This window comes from Microbacterium sp. 8M, from assembly GCF_902506375.1.
Taxonomy (GTDB): domain Bacteria; phylum Actinomycetota; class Actinomycetes; order Actinomycetales; family Microbacteriaceae; genus Microbacterium.
Genome location: NZ_LR733284.1, coordinates 3,037,434 through 3,055,972, shown reverse-complemented (window position 1 = coordinate 3,055,972; position 18,539 = coordinate 3,037,434). Strand labels below are relative to the sequence as shown.

The window sequence follows — 18,539 nt, the reverse complement described above, 5'->3', positions numbered from 1 at the left end:
CACGCCCGTGTTACGCGAGAGCCGCCCCGATTCGGCGACGCGCCGAATCTTTGGTATTCTCGTCTGGTTGCCCGCGCAGGGCAGCACGCCCCGATAGCTCAGTGGCAGAGCACTTCCATGGTAAGGAAGGGGTCGTCAGTTCAATCCTGACTCGGGGCTCGCAGTATCCATCGGATGCCGTGCGGCAGGGTAGCTCAGTTGGTGAGAGCGCACGACTCATAATCGTGAGGTCGCGGGTTCAAGCCCCGCTCCTGCTACTGAATGAGACCCCCGGATTTCCGGGGGTTTTCGTGCGTCAGGCCCGATGGCGCTCTATCTTCGCGTCGTCCAGAGTGACCTCACGATTCGTGCCGTTGGTTGCCTGCGCATACCGCGAATGCTGCGGCGGTACCGGACAGATGCGTGTAGCTCTTCGTCGTCCTGATAGATCCTCTAAGTTCGTTTGATGGAATTGATCAGACGGTTCAACGATCGCGCGGTCGCCTCAGCGTTGGAGTCATGGACCTTTTTGGATCTGGTGGACAAGCGCCCGCTGTTCACATCCCCGTTCGGAGACATTTTCATGCAGGGGCCGACGTCGTACTGGTTGCTTGATGTCGTTGGAGGCTCACTGAACGAGATCTGCTCGACGGGCGAGGACCTTACTGCGATCCTCAACACGAGCGAGGGGCGCGACCAGTACCTCATGATCGGATTAGCGGCGGAGGCCGTCGCGGACGGGCTCGTGCCTGACGCTGACGAGATCTATGACTTCCGAGTGCCGCCCGTGCTCGGCGGCGGGTTCGAGGTCGCGAACCTCCAGCTCGTCGATTTCGAGGTTGCGGTCAACCTCGCGGGACAGATTCACGCGCAGGTACGGAACCTTCCGCCGGGGACGTCTGTCGTTCTATAGCAGGTGCGGGGCTGAAACCCGCGACCTCACGATTATGAGTCGTGCACTCTTAGCCCCTGAATATGCGAGCAGACTCCGAAATCATCGGACCTGCCGCCGCCGTGCTCGTGCGGGTGCGCCGGTATCCGGCCTACGCCCCGGCCGCGCGAGGCTGGATGACCCGCGCTAGCGGCTGACCACACCGGACGCGCCGTCGACGGTCACCTCGTCCCCGGTCGAAATCAGCTCGGTCGCGCGGGCGACGCCGACGACCGCGGGGATGCCGTACTCGCGGGCGACGACCGCGCCGTGACTGTTCGCGCCGCCCATCTCCATGACGAGGCCGCCCGCAGTGAGGAACAGCGGCGTCCACCCGGGGTCCGTCGACGGCGCGACGAGGATCTCTCCCGGCTGCAGTTCGGCCCCGACGGGATCCAGGATGACGCGGGCGGTCGCCGTGACCGTTCCGGCCGATGCCGGCGTGCCGCGCAGCGCGCCCTCCGCAGCCGCTGCGGCGGTGCCGACCGCCTCGGGCTCGGTCCCATCCGACAGCAGCACGCGCGGCACATGCCTGCGCTGCAGCTCGGCGTCGTAGCGGGCGCGCCGCTCGCGGATCACGGCGCGCAGATCGTCACCGGTCGCGACCCGCTTCGTCTCCTCGAAGTCGAGGAAGAACACGTCCTGCGGATCCGCGAGCGAATCCGCAGTGGCCAGCTCACGTCCCACCCCGATCATCGTCTCGCGAGCCTGCCGCAGCGCGAGGATCACCAGGTACTTCGGCATCTCCCGCATCCCCACGAGGGCGCGCGCCCGCCGCAGGAAGCCGCGCGCGATGCGGGCGCGGATCCGCCGCTGCGGCCGCGCACGGCGGTACAGCGTCTCGATCATCGCCGTGGCCTCGGCAGCACCGTCGGCGAAATGCTGGGCGGGCGTGTCCGCCTCCGCACCCAGCCGGAGGTAGCCGGACAGCACGCCGAACAGATGTGCCGGATCGTCGGCCCAGCGCGGCATCCCGAGGTCGATCTCGGCGACGGCCCTATGACCGTAGCGATCGAGGAAGGCGCTCATCGCGCGTTGCAGCGCCGGCGGCAGTTCGCCGTCGAGGAAGCCGTCGGCGAGGTCTCGCGCGGAGCGGGTCTCCAGCGCGACGGCTGCGTCGGGGTCAGTGCGCGCCCGCACGGCGAGGTCCCACAGGTCGAGATCCATCTGCGTCGTCACGTTGTCGGGCGCGCTGCGCAGCACCGTCTGGATGTCGCCGGGCCGGACCGCCGGGCCCAGCAGGCGCTGTGCGAGGCCCAGCATCGCGAAGCCGGCGGCGGCACCGGGAAGACTGCGGGGCGCGTACGGCATCGCGCGGAAGATGAGGTCGACGACACCGTCGACGCGGTCCTCGATCGTGCCCGAGGGGGCGTCGAACGCGCGCACCTCGGCCTCGAGACGGCGCACGCGACGCTGTGCCGCGCGCGGATCCGCGAGCGCCTGCGCGACCACGAACGGAGCGCGGATCCGCGCCGCAGCATGGAGGAACGCGCGCACGAAGCGTCGGCGCGATCCGGGCAGGACCGCGAACCGCGGGTCGTCGAAGAGCCCGCGCAGCACCACCGCGGACCGCGCTTCCATGACGTCGAGAGCCCGCGGGAAGATCGCGCGCCCCGCTACGGATCGGACGATCGGGGTCGCGTCGACGAACAGGCGATCGCCGCCGACGGCGAGGCCTCCGGGGCCGTCGACGATCCGTGCGGGACGGCGGTCGATGAGATCCAGGAAGCCGGCGCCGATCACGCGGAACGCTGCGATCCCCATCGGCGTGATCGGCCGGTGCAGCCCCTGGGCGAGACTGATGCAGAAGAAGGCGCGGATCTCGTCCGGCGGTTTGGGCGCGTCGCGCACGGGGACGGGATAGAGCGTCGTGATGGGCCGCGACTGCGTCAACCAGAGCTTGCCGTCGCCGTCGATGGCCCACTCGATGTCCTGCGGGGCGCCGAACGCGCGCTCCACGCGATCGCCGAGGGCGGCGAGCGCCACCACCTGCGCGTCCGTGACGCTCACGGTCTCACCGCTCCCGCGCCGGCGGTCGAGGATCCGGCCCGTGGCGGTGTCGATCACGAAGTGGTCGGGGTCCACGGATCCGGAGACGACCGCCTCGCCGAGACCGCGCGCCGCGTCGAGCACGGCCTGCCGCCGCCGGCCCGTCACGGGATCCGCGGTGAACAGCACCCCGGCGGCTTCTGCGTCGACCATGGTCTGCACGACGACGGCCAGGGCGACGCCCGCGCTGTCGATGTCGTGCGCCGCGCGGTACGCCACGGCGCGGTCGGTCCAGAGCGATGCCCAGCATCGCTGCACGGCGTCGAGCACCGCGTCGATGCCTGTGACGTCGAGGTAGGTGTCCTGCTGGCCGGCGAAGCTCGCACCGGGAAGGTCCTCCGCGGTGGCGGAGGAGCGTACAGCGACCGGTCCAGCGCCCAATTCTGCATACGCCGTGCGGACGGCGCTCTCCACCTCCGCCGGAATCGGTGCCGCCATGACGGCAGTGCGCGCCGCCGCGGCGTCCGTCAGCGTCCCGTCCTCCACGACGGTGGCGCGGACCGCCCGGCGGTACGCCTCCGTGGTGAGGCAGAACCCCGTGGGCACGTCGAACCCGGCGCGGATGAGCTCGCCGAGATTGGCGGCCTTGCCGCCCACCGACGGAAGGTCGGCAGCCGAGAGCTGCGCGAGATCGAGGATGAGGGGTTCGCCCGGCTGGGCTCCGTCGCGGTCCACGGGTGGTCCTTCCGAATTAATTCATCACGTGAGGAATTAATGGAAGGATCGCACCTCGCGGGCGGGACCGCAAGACATCCGGAGCTCGGGGCCTTCTCCCGAGTCGCCATCAGTGTCCTCGGGGCCATTCATCCTCGTCTGCTACGACGAGCTGATGCTGCTTTCGGATGCCGGTGGCGCGGGATCTCCGTCCTGGGACGACAGGGCGGCCGATGGGATGTCGCTCGGGAGCGCTTCGTCGACGATCACCTCGTCGGGCTTGCGCAGGCGCGGTGGAGCCGCGGACCAGTCCTTGAGATGCTGCCCGATCAGGTCGTAGGAATTCACGACACCTTCCATCACCGAGTCGATGAGACCGTTCCGACCCGCAAGCCTGTTCGTGCCCATCTTGCCGATGTACGTGACCGTGAATGATTTGAGTTCCTTGCCGGGATCGGCGACGAGGACGCTCGGGTTCTCGCGCACCGTCCGCAGCAGCTCGGCGTTGCCGCCGCGCTGGCGTGACGCGAATGTCTCAATGCGCAAGGTGTCGGGCGCGTCCTTGAGCTGGCGGAGCAGCCAGTTGATCCGCGTGGTGGGTTTCCCTTCGCCGGGCGCTGATATTGAGAACGAGCCCGTGACCTGGTTCGCACGCAGGTCGATCGTCAGGGTCAGAGGCGAGACGGTGTTCGGAATGCGAAGAGCACCTGAGAGCTTGCCGTCGTTGACCAGCATCTCTGTAAGCGTCGCGACGCGCAGGGCAGGGTTCGCGATCTCCGCTTTGCTGAGTGCCTGAGTGACATCTGCGCCGAGCCGCTGGCCAAGCTTGAGGGTCGCGAACCGCAACAGGGCGTCGAACCGAGCGGCGAGCTGTGCGGCGTCCTTGTCGGTCCGGCGAAGAGTCCCGGCGACGACGGCTTCGCGGACAGGGACCCAGCTCGGCCCCATATCGCTGAGCTCCACAGCACCGGACTTCGGATGCTCGAGGTAGCGAATCAACTCGCCCAGGATCCACGCCTGGTCAGGATCTGCGACCCCGCGAACCTCCTTCTGCATGACGGCGGCGACAAGCACCTCAGTCCAGGAGAGGTGATGGAGCGAAACCGACTTGAGTTTGCGCTTGTCGACGGCCGTCGGATGAACCCCTGCGGCGGGGGAGATCTCGTTGGAGATTGTGATCAGCGCGTCGAATCGATGCTGGCGCGCGACGTCAAGGTAGTTCTCCAACTGCTCGCGCTGCAGCTCGTTGCTGCCCGTCTTGACCTCCACGAGAGCGGTCCAGACCTTCTTGCCCCACTTAACGCGGATCAATCCATCGGGGAAGATCTTCTTCTCGCCGAGCACGAAGGGGACCTCGATGAACGTCTCCATCCCCCCGGCCGGGGCCCCGAAGCGAGCTGTGAGCGCGCGGCCGTATTCCTTGACTGAACTCATGACCGCGAGGAGCGCCGATGTGGCTCGGCGCTCCTGCTCCTCTGCTCCGTTGATGCCGGAGGTCGGGATGAGGCGGGCGGCGTTCCACGGCTTCTCTTCTGCCATTTGCGACTCCATCGTCGAGGGTTCCTTCAGGAACGCTATCGGGAAGATGCGCTCACGCTCGTCGAAACCGTGCTCGGCGTTGCGCCAACGTGGACGCTTTGGCATGCGCGGCTGGCGGTCGGGGAAGGACATGACGCGAACGCGCGGGCTGTGCGCGAGATGTCGGTGGAGGAGGCCACGCTGTGTCTATGGCGAATATCTCCGACGATGCCAACCGTGCGGAAGACATCGAGGCCTTCCTTGAGTCCTTGCGGCGCACACCGATATCACTCCTTGCCCACGGCCAGGCGCCCCTTGCGGAAGAAGGCCAAGCTGGTCGCAGACGGGTGACGAGGCGACTGGCGCGACAGCTTGAGGAGATTCGCCGACTTGATCGGGATTGGTGCGAACGAATCGCGCCGCGCGTCGTCGCGGATCCAACGACCCGCAGCAAGATTTCGCTCCTGCTCGAAACAACGCGAGTGCCCGTCGAGATGGTGAACGGAGTGTTTCCATCTATTGGCTTCGGTCTGATCCTCGGCGCAGTGGCCGTGATAGCACCACAGCTCTTCGAGGCTCACAGGCCCGCCGAGTTCGTTGCCGATCTGCCCGGCATCTTCGTGGCGATCCTGCTGGCCGGCACGGGCTATTACCTGCTCTGGTATGGGACGTGGGGGCTTCGCTGGATCCGCACCTTACGCATCGATTTGCTGGCTCTTGTAGCTGCCGTGACCGCACATGAGGCTTCCTGCACGCCTCCGAATTGCGAAGCCTCGGAACGGCGGTGCTGGAGATCTGTATTGCGACGGGTCGCCAATCTCGACAGCTGGCGGCGCAGCCCTGCTCAAAGCGAGTGGATCACGCGATCGAGCGTTGTCCGAACGCCTGGAAATACGTTGGGCCGCACCCACCCTCAGGTCGTCCCCGGCCAGACCTTCCCCGCCCACGGGTCGTAGTCGGCGAGCAGGGGCTCCTGCGGCGGGCGCAGTTCCTCCGGGACGTGCTGCAGGTTCACGCGTACCCGATACCAGAGTGAACTCGAACCGCGCATGCCGTCGACGAGGACGTCGGCGGGATGCAGCAGCGCCGCCACGGGGGCGTGCGCCTCGCGCCACTGGTCCAGCGCGGCCAGCGCCTCCGGCTTGGTCTTCGTGCGCGCGATCTCGATGAGCGGCATGGTGGATGCGCGCCGCCCGGACCCGTCGGATCCGCGCGGCGGCTTCTCCGCCGGACCCAGCTCGTCGGCCAGCGCGAGCAGGGCCGACAGCGAGCCCGCCGCCTCGTCGATGCCCTGATGCGGGTCGCCGATGTCCGCGAACCGCGCGCGCACCGTCGGCACGGTGAACTCCTCGGGGCGGCGCAGGCGCACCTCGTCCCAGGCGAGCGGTGTGGACACCCGCGCATCGGGCAGCGGACGCACCGAGTACGCGGAGGCGACCGTGCGGTCCTTGGCGTTCTGGTTGAAGTCGACGAAGACGCTCTCGCCGCGCTCCTCCTTCCACCAGCGGGCGGTCGCGAGGCCGGGCGCACGCGCCTCGACCTCCCGGGCGAGGGTCTCGGCCGCGTGGCGCACCGCGGCGAAGTCCCACTCGGGGCGGATGCGGACCAGGATGTGCATGCCGCGGGATCCGCTCGTCTTCGGCCAGCCCACGAGGCCGCAGTCGTCGAGCACCTCGCGGACCACGAAGGCCGTGTCGACGATCTGCGCCCACTCCACGCCCGGCATCGGATCCAGGTCGACACGCAGCTCGTCGGGATGCTCGAGGTCGCCGGCGCGGACCGCGTGCGGATTGAGGTCGATGCAGCCGAGGTTGACGATCCAGGCGAGCCCCGCCGGGTCGGTGACGACGGCCTCCTCCGCGGAACTGCCGGAGGCGTAGCGGAGCACCGCCGTGCCGATGAAGCCGGGGTGCGACGGAACCCGTTTCTGGAAGAACGGCTCCGCGTCGATGCCCTTCACGAACCGCTTCAGCACCATGGGGCGGCCGCCGGCGCCGCGCAGGGCGCCGTCCGCGACCGCGAGGTAGTACTCGACGAGGTCGAGCTTCGTCAGCCCGGCCCGGGGGAAGACGACCTTGTCGGGGTGCGACACGCGCACCTCCTCGCCGTCGACCTCGATGAACGTCTCGGCTCGCGCTGCCATGGATCCACGTTAGATCGTGCGCCGCGCTGTGGCGAGGTCCGCGCGGACGCCGAGGTCAGGTCGCCTGCGGCAGGATCCGCAGCGCCACGAGCATCCGCATGAGGGTGCCCTCGCGGCGGGCGGGGATGTGGAAGTCGGGGTCGACGTCGATGAGCGGGTAGATCGCGGTGCGGCGCGGTGCGGCGCCCGCCTCGTCCGGACGGCGATCGACGGTGTCGGGGGTCTGCGGCATCATCGCCTCTCTTCTCGCTCAAGATTCCGAAATGCGGAATTGCTCTATCGAATAATGAAATCATAGGATGAGGATGATCCCGGGTCAAGAGATTTCCGCCGCCAATCCACCGGAACGGTGGTCCCGCTCCCAGCTGATTGACAGGAAGCCGGTATTCTGGCTCGGCAATCCAGGGTGCGCCGGCCGGCGTGCGGGATTCTCCGTCCCACCCTCGACCTGACAGAAAAGGCATTCGAAAATGACTGGCATTGCGGGAAAAGCGCTTACTGAAGCGATCTCCACGTTCCTGTTCGTGTTCGCGATCATCGGGGCTGTCAACAGCGGCAGCCCGCTCACGCCGCTGGCGATCGGCCTCGCGCTCGCCGTGCTCATCTACGCCTCGGGCCACATCTCGGGTGGGCACCTGAACCCTGCGGTCTCGCTCGGCGTCCTGCTGCGCGGCGGGATCAGCGTCGCCGACTTCTTCGCCTACATCATCGCCCAGTTCGTCGGCGGTGCGCTCGCCGCGCTCGTGAGCTTCGTGGTGTGGCCGCATGCGGAGAAGGCCGTCAAGATCGAGATCGGCCCCGCGTTCCTCGTCGAGGCGCTGTTCACCTTCGTCCTGGTGTGGGTCGTGCTGAACGTCGCCACCTCGAAGGACACCGAGAACAACTCGTTCTACGGCCTCGCCATCGGCGGCACGGTCTTCGTGGGCGCCACCGCGGTCGGCGGCATCTCGGGCGGCGGCTTCAACCCCGCCGTCGCGCTCGGCCTGTCGATCAGCGGCCAGTTCGCGTGGGCGAACCTGGGCCTCTACATCCTGGCGCCGCTGATCGGTGCCGCGGTCGCCGCGCTGCTGTTCCGCGTGCTCAGCAGCAACGACAGCAAGAAGAACGCCTGATCCGTTCGTTCCTGGAACGCCCCGTGCTCCCCGGAGTGCGGGGCGTTCCGCTGTCCGGCGGGGTGAGCGGATGCGGTCAGCGCGCGCGGAGGCCGTCGAAGATCACGCGGGTGACGTCCTCGACGAGCTCCTCCGGGGTCAGCGAGGTGTGGGCGGGGCGGTACCACTCGATGATCGAGTTGATCATGCCGAACATGAGCCGAGTCGTGACCGAGGGACGGATGTCGCCGCGCAGGGCACCTTCGCGCTGCGCTTGCGCGACGAGCTGGGCGACGCGCTGATCGAACAGGCGCCGTCGTTCCAGCGCCGCCCGCTCGATCTCGCTGTTGCCGTGCACGCGCAGCAGCAGCGTCACCTGCGGCAGCCGGCTCGTGAGCACCCGCACGGCGCCCTGGATCACGGAGACCAGCCGCGCCGCCGTCGGACGGTCATCGTCCGAGAGCGCCTCCTCGAGCACGGCCTCCAGGCCGCCGAGCGCGTCGTCGAGCGCGATCTGGAGGATCTGCTCCTTGGAGGAGAAGTGGTGGTACAGCGCCGCCTTGCTCAGGCCGAGTTCCGTCGCGAGGGACGAGACGCTGGTCGCGTCGTAGCCCTGCTCGTTGAACAGGCGCACCGCGATCTCCAGCACTTGCGCGCGGTCGTAGCCGGGGCGCCCGCGGCGCGAGCGCGGAGCGGCCTCGTCGGCCGCCGCGGGGGCGCTCGCAGGCGGTGTGCTCATCCGGATCATTCTCTCCCATGGGCCCGTCGCCGCGGACTTGCCCGGGCGGGATCCGTCTGTCATCCTTTTTACTGAACGATCGGTCGGAAAACAAGAGCTTCGTTCCGGCCGCCAGCATCCCGTCGACGACGACCCGGAGGACCAGCAATGCCGGAGGCCTTTCTCATCGACGGAGCGCGCACACCGGTCGGCCGCTACGGCGGTGCGCTCGCCGGGGTCCGCCCCGACGACCTGGCCGCGCTCGTGATCCGCGAGGCTGCGTGGCGGGCCGGGATCGCCGATGACGCGATCGACGAGGTGATCCTCGGGTCCGCGAACCAGGCGGGGGAGGACAACCGCAACGTCGCGCGCATGGCCGTGCTCCTGGCCGGCTTCCCCGACGCGCTGCCCGCCTTCACGGTGAACCGGCTGTGCGCCTCGGGAATGACCGCGGTCGCGCTCGCGGCCCAGGCCATCCGCGCGGGCGATGCCGACGTGATGATCGCGGGCGGCGTGGAGTCGATGACGCGCGCGCCCTGGGTGCAGGCCAAGCCCGAGCGGCCGTGGGCGAAGCCGGGGGAGGCGTTCGACACCTCGATCGGGTGGCGGTTCACGAACCCGCGCCTCGCCGCGCGCGACAAGGCCACCTACTCCATGCCGGAGACCGCGGAGGAGGTCGCACGCCTGGACGGCATCACCCGCGAGAATGCCGACGCCTTCGCGCTGCGCAGCCACCAGCGCGCGATCGCTGCGATCGACGCCGGGCGCCTCGCCCCGGAGATCGTGCCGGTGCCCGTGCCGCGCGGCGGGCTCGTGGACACGGACGAGGGGCCGCGCCGCGACACCACGCTGGAGATCCTCGCGGGCCTGCGCCCCGTCGTCGCCGGCGGCAGCGTCGTCACCGCGGGCAACGCCTCCTCCCTCAACGACGGCGCCTCTGCGCTGGTCGTCGCGGGAGCCGACGCCGTGGAGCGGCACGGGCTGACCCCGCGGGCGCGCATCGTGGCGTCGGCCTCGGCGGCCCTCGCTCCGGAGATCATGGGGCTGGGACCCGTCCCGGCGACCGAGAAGGCGCTCGCCAAGGCGGGGCTCACCGTCGCCGACCTCGGCGCGGTCGAGCTCAACGAGGCGTTCGCGTCCCAGTCGCTGGCCTCGATGCGGCGGCTCGGGCTCGACCCCGAGATCGTGAACGCCGACGGCGGCGCGATCGCGCTCGGCCACCCGCTCGGCTCGAGCGGCAGCCGGATCCTGCTCACGCTCCTCGGCCGGATGGAGCGCGAGGGCGCCCGCTACGGCCTGGCGACGATGTGCGTCGGCGTCGGTCAGGGCACTGCGATGATCCTGGAGCACGTGTGATGGCCGACGCGTCGACGGCACCGCGCCTGCGCATCGAGCGGACGGGCGACCGGGTCACGGCGACCCTTGATCGCCCCGAGACCCGCAACGCGATCGACCGCGCCATGATCGACGAGCTGCACGCGCTGTGCGCCGAGCTCGAGGAGGATCCGCGGATCCTGATCCTCATCGGATCCGGGGGCGTGTTCGCCTCCGGTGCCGACATCGCGCAACTGCGCGACCGCCGCGCGCAGGATGCCAGGGCTGGCATCAACACGATGGCGTTCCGCCGGATCCGGCAGTTGCCGATGCCGGTGATCGCCGCGATCGACGGCTATGCGCTGGGCGGCGGCGCCGAACTCGCCTACGCCGCCGACATCCGCATCGGCACCCCGGCCGTGCGCATGGGGAACCCGGAGCCCGGTCTCGGCATCATCGCCGCAGCGGGCGCGACCTGGCGCCTGCCGCAGATCGTCGGCGAGGCGCGGGCGGCCGAGCTGCTGCTCACCGGGCGCCAGCTCGGTGCCGAGGAGGCCCTCGCCTGGGGGCTGCTGTCGTCGCTGCACGAGCCCGAGGACCTGCTGGCCGCGGCGCATGCGATCGCCGACCGCATCGCCGCGAACGATCCGCTGGCGATCCGGCACACCAAGACCGCCCTGCTCGCGCCCGCCGACCGGCACCCCGAGATCGAGCTGGAGCTGCAGGCCGAACTGTTCGAGAGCCCCGAGAAGCACCGGCGGATGACCGCCTTCCTGGAACGGAGGACCCGCCGATGAGCGGACCGGATCCGACAGCGGCCGAGACGATCCCGGCGCGCGTGGGCGTGCTCGGCGGCGGGCGTATGGGAGCGGGCATCGCGCACGCCTTCCTGCTCGCCGGGTGCCAGGTGGTCGTCGTGGAGCGGGACGAGTCCGCCGCCGCAGCAGCGGGAGAGCGGATCCGCGAGAGCCTGCAGCGCTCGGTCGACCGCGGCAGCACCGAGAAGGGGATCGCCGCCCTCGAGGGCGCGCTGGAGACGAGCGTCGACGCTGCGGCTTTCGCCGACGCCGGGCTCGTGATCGAGGCCGTGCCCGAGGACCGGGCCCTCAAGATCGAGAGCCTGCGCCGCATCGAGGCGGTCGTGCCCCGCACCGCCGTCATCGCCTCGAACACGTCCTCCATCTCGATCGACGATCTCGCCGCCGCTCTGGAGCACCCGGAGCGCTTCCTGGGCTTGCACTTCTTCAACCCCGTGCCGGCCTCGTCGCTCATCGAGGTCGTCGTCGGCGGGTCCACGAACCAGGAGCTCGTCGACGACGCCCGCGCCTGGACCGAGGTCCTCGGGAAGACCCCGGTCGTCGTCGCCGACGCCCCGGGCTTCGCGTCGAGCCGCCTGGGCGTGGCGCTCGCGCTCGAGGCGATCCGGATGCTCGAGGAGGGCATCGCGACCGCGGCCGACATCGACGCCGCCATGGAGCTGGGCTACCGGCATCCCGCCGGTCCTCTGCGCACCACCGACATCGTCGGGCTCGACGTGCGCCTGGGCATCGCCGAGGAGCTGCACGCGAAGCTCGGCGAGCGGTTCGCGCCGCCGCAGCTGCTGCGCGACCTCGTCGCCGACGGACACCTCGGGCGCAAGACCGGCCGCGGATTCTACGAATGGAGCGAGTGAGATGGAGCACCGTGAGATGACCGACCTGCTGCCGAGCTACCTGCAGGGATCCTGGTGGACGTCCGCAGCGTCCGACGGCGGGACTATCGTGCGCGACGCGTCGACGGGCGAGGAGATCGTGCGGGTCGACTCCACCGGCATCGATCTCGCGGGTGCCGTCGACTACGCGCGCACCGTGGGGCAGCGCAGCCTCGGCGCCCTCACCTTCCACCAGCGCGCCCTGCTGCTCAAGCAGATGGCGATGGTGCTCACCGAGCACAAGGAGGAGCTGTACGAGCTCTCCAAGCGCTCCGGATCCACCGTGCGCGACTCCTACGCCGACGTCGACGGCGGCATCGGCGTGCTCTTCACGTACTCGTCGAAGGGCCGCCGCGAGCTGCCGAATGCGAAAGTGATCCTGGACGGACCGGTCGAGCCGCTGTCCAAGGACGGATCCTTCCTCGGCCGGCACGTCTACACGCGCCTGCCCGGCGTCGCCGTGCAGATCAACGCCTTCAACTTCCCGATGTGGGGTGCACTGGAGAAGTTCGCCCCGGCGTTCCTCGCCGGCGTCCCTTCGATCGTGAAGCCCGCGACGCCGACCGCGTACATCGCGGAGGCGTGGGTGCGGATGCTCGTCGACTCCGGTCTGCTGCCGGACGGATCCCTGCAGCTCGTGAGCGGATCCCTGCCGGGGATCTTCGACCTGCTCCGCCTGGGCGACCTCGTCGCGTTCACCGGCAGCGCGTCGACGGCTGCGGGGCTGCGGGCGCAGGCGGCCGACGGGGTGCGCTTCACGAGCGAGACCGATTCGATCAACGCGTCCGTGCTCGGCCCGGACGCGACGCCGGACACCCCGGAGTTCGACGCCTACGTGAAGCAGCTCATGATCGAGCTGACCACGAAGGCGGGCCAGAAGTGCACCGCGATCCGCCGCGCGATCGTGCCGGCGCCGCTCGTGGATCCGCTCGTCGATGCGCTGCGGGCGAAGATCGCCGAGCGGGTCGTGATCGGCGACCCGCACGCCGAGGGGGTGACCATGGGGCCGCTGGTCTCCGTCGAGCAGCGCGACGAGGTGCTGCGGCAGGTGGCCGCGCTGCAGGCCGCGGGCGGAGAGCTGCTGCTCGGCTCGACCGAGCCGCCGTCCGTCCTGCGTGCCGACGGCAGCGTCGGCCCGGCCGCGGAGGGCGCGTTCGTCGCGCCGATGCTCGTCGGGTTCACCGACACGGCCGCCCCCGCGGTGCACGAGGTCGAGGCGTTCGGCCCGGTCTCCAGCGTGCTCGGGTACTCCACGGTCGCGGAGGCGGCCGAGCTCGTCGGGCGCGGTGGCGGGTCGCTCGTGACGAGCGTCGCGACGAAGGATCCGGAGGTGGCGGCCGAGCTGCTTGCGGGCATCGCCGCGTTCAACGGACGCGTGCTGTTCCTCAACCGCGACGACGCGCGCACCTCGACGGGGCACGGTTCGCCGGTGCCGCACCTCGTGCACGGCGGCCCGGGGCGTGCGGGCGGCGGCGAGGAGCTCGGCGGGATCCGCGCCGTCATGCACTTCATGCAGCGCACGGCGGTCCAGGGGACTCCGGAGATCCTCACCGCCGTCACAGGCGTCTGGCACACCGGTGCCGGCACCGACCGCGCCGTGCACCCGTTCCGCAAGTCGCTGGCCGAGCTGCGCCTGGGCGACCAGGTGGAGTCGGGGCTGCGCGAGCTGTCGCTGGAGGACATCGAGGCGTTCGCGCACTCCACGGGCGACACGTTCTACGCGCACATGGACGAGGAGGCCGCCGCGGCGAACCCGTTCTTCGGCGGCCGGGTCGCGCACGGCTACCTGCTGGTGTCCTGGGCGGCGGGCCTGTTCGTCTCGCCCGAGCCGGGCCCCGTGCTCGCGAACTACGGGCTGGAGAACCTGCGCTTCCTCACGCCCGTGAAGCCGGGCGATGCGATCCGGGTCACGCTCACGGCGAAGCAGATCACGCCGCGCGAGACCGATGACTACGGCGAGGTGCGCTGGGACGCGGTGATCCACAACCAGCGCGACGAGGTGGTGGCGACCTACGACGTGCTGACCCTCGTCGAGAAGCAGCGGTCTGGGAGTGGGGAACAACGGTCCCTGAGCGAGGAGCGCAGCGACGAGACGAAGGGCGCCGCCGCCTGACCGGGGCGCCTGAGCGAGGGCGACCCGGCGGGCGCACCCGGGTGCGGCCCGGCCGCGTGATCCGTAGCCTGGAGCCATGCGCCGCATCGACCTCAACGCCGACCTCGGTGAGACCGTGGACGGCCGGCCCACCGCGGATGATGACGCGATGTTCGCCGTGGTCTCGAGCGCGAGCATCGCGTGCGGCGGTCATGCGGGCGATGCCGCATCCATGGCCGCCGCCGCGGATCGGGCCGCCCGCACCGGTGTCGCGATCGGCGCGCATCCGTCCTACCTTGACCGGGCGAACTTCGGCCGCGTCGTGGTGGCGATCGATCCCGCGACCCTCCGCGTGCAGGTCGCGGATCAGCTCGCCGCCCTGCGCGCCGCCGGGGCGGACATCCGCTATGTGAAGCCGCACGGCGCGCTGTACCACGCGGCGGGGTCCGATCCCGGGACGGCCCGTGCGGTCGCCTCCGCGGTCGCGGATCTCGCCGGGGAACTCGGCCGCGCCGTCCCGATCCTCGGGCTCGGCGCCGCGATCGAGGCCGAGGCCATCGCGCACGGCCTGCCGTTCCGGCGTGAGGCCTTCCTCGATCGCGGCTACCGCCCGGACGGTACGCTCGTGCCGCGCGGCGAGCCGGGTGCGGTGCTCGATGATCCGCAGGCCGCTGCCGAGCGCGCCGTGCGACTCGCCCGCGCCGGCGAGGTCATCGACGTCGACGGGACGATCGTGCACGTGGACGCGCATTCCTTCTGCGTGCACGGGGACTCGCCTGCCGCCGTGGCGATGGCGCGGGCCGTGCGCGCCGCACTCGACAGCGCCGGGATCACGGTCGAGGCGCCCTGGTGACCGCGCTCGTGCGGCCGATGGGAGATGCCGCGCTCCTCGCCGAGGTCGACTCGCTGGACGCGGTGCTCGCCCTGCACGCGGCGCTCAGCGCATCCCCACCCGACGGCGTGGTCGAGCTGGTACCCGCGGCGCGCACCGTTCTCGTCCGCGTCGACCCGGCGCTCCTGCCGCTCGCCGCCGCCCGCACCTGGATCGAGCGAGCGGCGACCGAGGCGGATCCGGGGGTCGTCGCGGATCCCGTGTCGGTCGAGCTCGACGTGGTGTACGACGGGGCCGACCTCGACGATGCCGCGGAGCTGATCGGGCTGTCCCGCGAGGCGCTCGTCGCCGCGCACACGGAGGCACGCTGGCGGGTGGCGTTCACCGGGTTCGCGCCGGGGTTCGGCTACCTCGTCAGCGCCGACTGGCCCTACCAGGTGCCGCGGCTCGCGTCGCCCCGCCCGCGGGTGCCCGCCGGCGCGATCGGGCTCGCCGCGGAGTTCTCCGGCGCGTATCCGCGCGAGACGCCGGGCGGCTGGCGCCTCATCGGGCGCACCGCGGCCCGCCTCTTCGACCCCGATGCGGCGTCCGACGTCGGATCCCCGGTGCTGCTCGAGCCGGGGGCGCAGGTGCGCTTCCGCGCCGTCCCGGCCGCCGCGCTCGCGTCCGCGGCCGGGCCCGGGTCGGCGTCGCCGCGGGCGGAGCGGTCCACCCCGTCCGGGACGGCCACGGCGGCGACGCGACCGGCGGTGCGGATCCTCGACCCGGGCCTCCTCACCACCGTGCAGGATCTCGGGCGTCCTGGCCGCGCGCACCTGGGCATCGCGCGGTCCGGCGCGGTGGACCGGGCAGCCCTCCGCCTGGCGAACCGGCTCGTCGGCAACTCCGAGGATGCCGCCGCGTTCGAGATCGCGATGGGCGGGTTCCGCGCCATCGCGACCGCCGACGCCTGGTTCGCCGTCACCGGAGCGTGGGGCGAGGCCTCCCTCGACGGGAAGCGGATCGACCCCGACGTCGCGCATGCCTGGCCGGCCGGGGCGGAGCTGCACCTCGACTGGTTCGCCCAGGGGGCGCGAGCCTATCTCGCGGTGCGCGGCGGGCTCGACGTCCCGCCCGCCGTCGGCTCGCGCAGCTGCGACACGCTCGCGGGCCTGGGGCCTGCGCCGTTGCGCGCCGGCGATGCGGTGCCGGTGGGTGCCGAGCCGCCGGCGCCCATCCCCGCCAACGACCTCGCGCCGTGGGGCGCGCCGCAGGATGAACTGGTCATCGCCGTGACGCACGGCCCGCGTGCCGACTGGTTCGCGCCGTCCGCACTGTCGGCCCTGTTCGAGGGCGTCTGGACCGTGGGTGCGCAGGCCGACCGCGTCGGCATCCGCCTCGAGGGTCCCGTGCTCGAGCGCGCGGGCGATCGTCTGCACGGCGCTCGGCAGGAGCTGCCGAGCGAGGGCATGGTGCCCGGCGCGATGCAGGTGCCGCCCCGGGGCGGGCCGACGATCCTCCTCGCCGACGGCCCCGTCACCGGCGGCTATCCGGTGATCGCGGTCGTGGTCGATTCCGCGCTCGATCTGCTCGGCCAGGCGCGCTCGGGCACCCGCATCCGCTTCCGCCACGCCCGCTGACGCGACGAACGTCGTCCGTTCAGCGGAGGTCGTACAGACGCTTGTACTTGCCCTCGCTGCGGGGGAGGGATCCGGGCTCCTCGACCCTGACGTCGACGGAGGTGCCGATCGACGTCTTGATCCGCAGCTTCAGCACCTCGGCGGCGGCCGCGGCCGCGGCTGCGGCGATCTCGGGGTGCCGCTCGATCCGCACGGTGAGCGCGTCGAGGTGCCCCTGGCGGGTGAGTTCGAGGATGAAGTGCGGGGTGAGCGTCTCGATCCCGAGCGCGATCTCCTCGATCTGCGTGGGGAAGAGATTCACCCCGCGCAGGATGATCATGTCGTCGTCGCGGCCGGTGATCTTCTCGATCCGGCGCATGGCGGGGTAAGCGGATCCGGGGAGCAGCCGGGTGAGATCCCGGGTGCGGTAGCGGATCACCGGGAACGCCTGCTTCGTGAGCGAAGTGAACACGAGCTCGCCCGGCTCGCCGTCGGGCACCGGCTCCCCGGACTCCGGGTCGATGATCTCGGGCAGGAAGTGGTCCTCCCAGATGTGCGGGCCGTCCTTCGTGGCGGCCGCCTCCATCGCGACGCCGGGGCCCATGACCTCGCTGAGGCCGTAGATGTCGACCGCGTCGATGTTCAGCCGCTGCTCGATCTGGTGGCGCATCTCGTTGGTCCACGGCTCCGCACCGAGGATCCCCACCTTGAGCGAGGTGGCACGCGGATCCATCCCGGCCTCCTCCATCGCGTCGGCGATGGTGAGCAGGTACGTCGGCGTGCACATGATCGCATCGGGCTCGAAGTCGCGGATCAGCTGCACCTGCCGGGCGGTCTGCCCGCCCGACATCGGGATCACGGTCGCCCCCAGCCGCTCGATGCCGGCGTGCGCCCCGAGTCCGCCCGTGAACAGGCCGTAGCCGTAGGCGTTGTGCACCTTCCAGCCCGGCTGCACCCCGGCGGCGGTCAGCGACCGGGCGATGAGGTCGGCCCAGTTGTCGAGGTCGGTCTGCGTGTAGCCGACCACCGTGGGCCGGCCGGTGGTGCCCGAGGATGCATGGATCCGCCGCACGTCGGCCATCGGCACCGCGAACATCCCGAACGGGTAGTACTCGCGCAGGTCGTTCTTCGTCGTGAACGGCAGCCGCGCGAGATCCGTCAGCGACCGCACGTCGTCGGGATGCATGCCTGCGCGTTCGAACGCGCGCCGGTAGAACGGCACGTTCTCGTACGCGTGGTGCACCGACCACCGCAGTCGCTCGAGCTGAAGGGCGCGCAGTCGCTCCGGATCGAGATGCACGGCGTCGGCGTTCGTCGCCTGGTCCGTCGTGATGTCGGTCATGTGTCCTCCTCGGTCCCTGAGCCCGTCGCAGGGAACGGGCGGTTCGTGGTGAGCGACCGGCCGCGGAACTCGGCGACGACGTCGCCGGTCTCGTCGGTCACGGTGATGTCGTACAGGCCGGTGCGGCCGTTGCGCGCACGACGGGATCCGGTGGCGGTGAGCACCTGACCCGCGCGCGTGGACTTGAGGAAGGTGATGTCGGCGCCTGCGGCGACCGTCACCTTCTCGTCCTCGTTGCAGACGATCGCGAACGCCGTGTCGGCCAGCGCGAAGACGAGTCCGCCATGTGTGATATCGAAGCCGTTCAGCATGTCCTCGCGCACGGTCATCGAGACCACGGCGCGGCCCGGTTCGTCCACCTCCACGCGCATGCCGAGGGCGTGGGACGCCCGATCGCGGCGCATCATCGGCCGCAGCTCAGCGGGCTGGGACATCGGCTCTCCTTCGAACGATGCACGAGGATCCGAACCGCCGGCCGGATCCGGTTCGCGAAGGGCTGTCCTTCTACGAACGATACGAGTGTGCCATAATTACTGTACGAACGGTAGGTAATTCATTCCGCGGGTCGGCGGGCCCGCGGATGAACGA

At 70.6% G+C, this 18,539-nt stretch carries 16 protein-coding genes and 2 tRNA genes; 11 read left to right on the top strand and 7 right to left on the bottom strand.

The window, feature by feature from the left end:
* Positions 1-87: 87 nt before the first annotated feature.
* From AERO9AM_RS14490 to AERO9AM_RS14480, 3 genes are all read left to right on the top strand, one after another.
* Positions 88-159, top strand: a tRNA-Thr gene (locus AERO9AM_RS14490).
* Between the two features lie 24 nt (positions 160-183).
* A tRNA-Met gene (locus AERO9AM_RS14485) sits at positions 184-257 on the top strand.
* A 188-nt stretch (positions 258-445) separates the two neighbouring features.
* A complete protein-coding gene (locus AERO9AM_RS14480) occupies positions 446-892 on the top strand; it encodes a T6SS immunity protein Tdi1 domain-containing protein (RefSeq protein ID WP_159576779.1) in 447 nt (148 codons plus the stop codon).
* A gap of 165 nt (positions 893-1,057) precedes the next feature.
* On the opposite strand, the gene AERO9AM_RS14475 is transcribed toward AERO9AM_RS14480, so the two are convergent.
* Positions 1,058-3,634: a PEP/pyruvate-binding domain-containing protein gene (locus AERO9AM_RS14475; protein WP_159576778.1), complete on the bottom strand. Its 2,577-nt coding sequence runs from the start codon at positions 3,632-3,634 to the stop codon at positions 1,058-1,060.
* Between the two features lie 141 nt (positions 3,635-3,775).
* Complete coding sequence (locus tag AERO9AM_RS14470) at positions 3,776-5,284, bottom strand: hypothetical protein (RefSeq protein WP_236602631.1); 1,509 nt, start codon at positions 5,282-5,284, stop codon at positions 3,776-3,778.
* Between the two features lie 56 nt (positions 5,285-5,340).
* Between AERO9AM_RS14470 and AERO9AM_RS14465 the strand changes: the two genes are divergently transcribed.
* Positions 5,341-6,087, top strand: coding sequence for a hypothetical protein (locus AERO9AM_RS14465; protein ID WP_159576777.1), 747 nt, complete (start codon positions 5,341-5,343; stop codon positions 6,085-6,087).
* Here AERO9AM_RS14465 and AERO9AM_RS14460 read toward each other — a convergent pair.
* Positions 6,045-7,274, bottom strand: coding sequence for a DNA polymerase domain-containing protein (locus tag AERO9AM_RS14460; RefSeq protein ID WP_159576776.1), 1,230 nt, complete (start codon positions 7,272-7,274; stop codon positions 6,045-6,047). The two genes, AERO9AM_RS14465 and AERO9AM_RS14460, sit on opposite strands and share 43 nt — an antisense overlap.
* A gap of 55 nt (positions 7,275-7,329) precedes the next feature.
* Positions 7,330-7,509 (bottom strand): hypothetical protein, encoded by a 180-nt coding sequence (locus AERO9AM_RS14455; RefSeq protein ID WP_159576775.1) that lies wholly within the window; start codon positions 7,507-7,509, stop codon positions 7,330-7,332.
* 235 nt (positions 7,510-7,744) lie between these two features.
* Between AERO9AM_RS14455 and AERO9AM_RS14450 the strand changes: the two genes are divergently transcribed.
* Entirely contained in the window at positions 7,745-8,386 is a 642-nt protein-coding gene (locus AERO9AM_RS14450; protein WP_159576774.1) for an MIP/aquaporin family protein, read from the top strand.
* A gap of 76 nt (positions 8,387-8,462) precedes the next feature.
* Here the strand turns inward: AERO9AM_RS14450 and AERO9AM_RS14445 are convergent, their stop codons facing one another.
* Positions 8,463-9,104 (bottom strand): TetR/AcrR family transcriptional regulator, encoded by a 642-nt coding sequence (locus AERO9AM_RS14445; RefSeq protein ID WP_159576773.1) that lies wholly within the window; start codon positions 9,102-9,104, stop codon positions 8,463-8,465.
* Between the two features lie 147 nt (positions 9,105-9,251).
* On the opposite strand from AERO9AM_RS14445, the gene AERO9AM_RS14440 reads away from it, so the two are divergent.
* From AERO9AM_RS14440 to AERO9AM_RS14415, 6 genes are all read left to right on the top strand, one after another.
* Positions 9,252-10,439, top strand: a complete 1,188-nt coding sequence (locus AERO9AM_RS14440) for a thiolase family protein (protein ID WP_159576772.1) — start codon at positions 9,252-9,254, stop codon at positions 10,437-10,439.
* Positions 10,439-11,194 (top strand): enoyl-CoA hydratase/isomerase family protein, encoded by a 756-nt coding sequence (locus AERO9AM_RS14435; protein ID WP_159576771.1) that lies wholly within the window; start codon positions 10,439-10,441, stop codon positions 11,192-11,194. The genes AERO9AM_RS14440 and AERO9AM_RS14435 overlap by 1 nt, the downstream gene beginning before the upstream one ends.
* A complete protein-coding gene (locus AERO9AM_RS14430) occupies positions 11,191-12,069 on the top strand; it encodes a 3-hydroxyacyl-CoA dehydrogenase family protein (protein WP_159576770.1) in 879 nt (292 codons plus the stop codon). The genes AERO9AM_RS14435 and AERO9AM_RS14430 overlap by 4 nt, the downstream gene beginning before the upstream one ends.
* A 1-nt stretch (position 12,070) precedes the next feature.
* Positions 12,071-14,200, top strand: a complete 2,130-nt coding sequence (paaZ, locus tag AERO9AM_RS14425) for a phenylacetic acid degradation bifunctional protein PaaZ (RefSeq protein ID WP_442923261.1) — start codon at positions 12,071-12,073, stop codon at positions 14,198-14,200.
* Positions 14,201-14,276: 76 nt separating this feature from the next.
* Positions 14,277-15,032 (top strand): 5-oxoprolinase subunit PxpA, encoded by a 756-nt coding sequence (pxpA, locus tag AERO9AM_RS14420; RefSeq protein ID WP_159576768.1) that lies wholly within the window; start codon positions 14,277-14,279, stop codon positions 15,030-15,032.
* Entirely contained in the window at positions 15,029-16,630 is a 1,602-nt protein-coding gene (locus AERO9AM_RS14415; RefSeq protein ID WP_236602630.1) for an urea amidolyase family protein, read from the top strand. The genes pxpA and AERO9AM_RS14415 overlap by 4 nt, the downstream gene beginning before the upstream one ends.
* Positions 16,631-16,649: 19 nt before the next feature.
* Here AERO9AM_RS14415 and paaK read toward each other — a convergent pair whose 3' ends face one another.
* Positions 16,650-17,951 (bottom strand): phenylacetate--CoA ligase PaaK, encoded by a 1,302-nt coding sequence (paaK, locus tag AERO9AM_RS14410; RefSeq protein ID WP_159576767.1) that lies wholly within the window; start codon positions 17,949-17,951, stop codon positions 16,650-16,652.
* Positions 17,948-18,385, bottom strand: a complete 438-nt coding sequence (gene paaI, locus AERO9AM_RS14405) for a hydroxyphenylacetyl-CoA thioesterase PaaI (RefSeq protein ID WP_159576766.1) — start codon at positions 18,383-18,385, stop codon at positions 17,948-17,950. The genes paaK and paaI overlap by 4 nt, the downstream gene beginning before the upstream one ends.
* Positions 18,386-18,539: the final 154 nt, after the last annotated feature.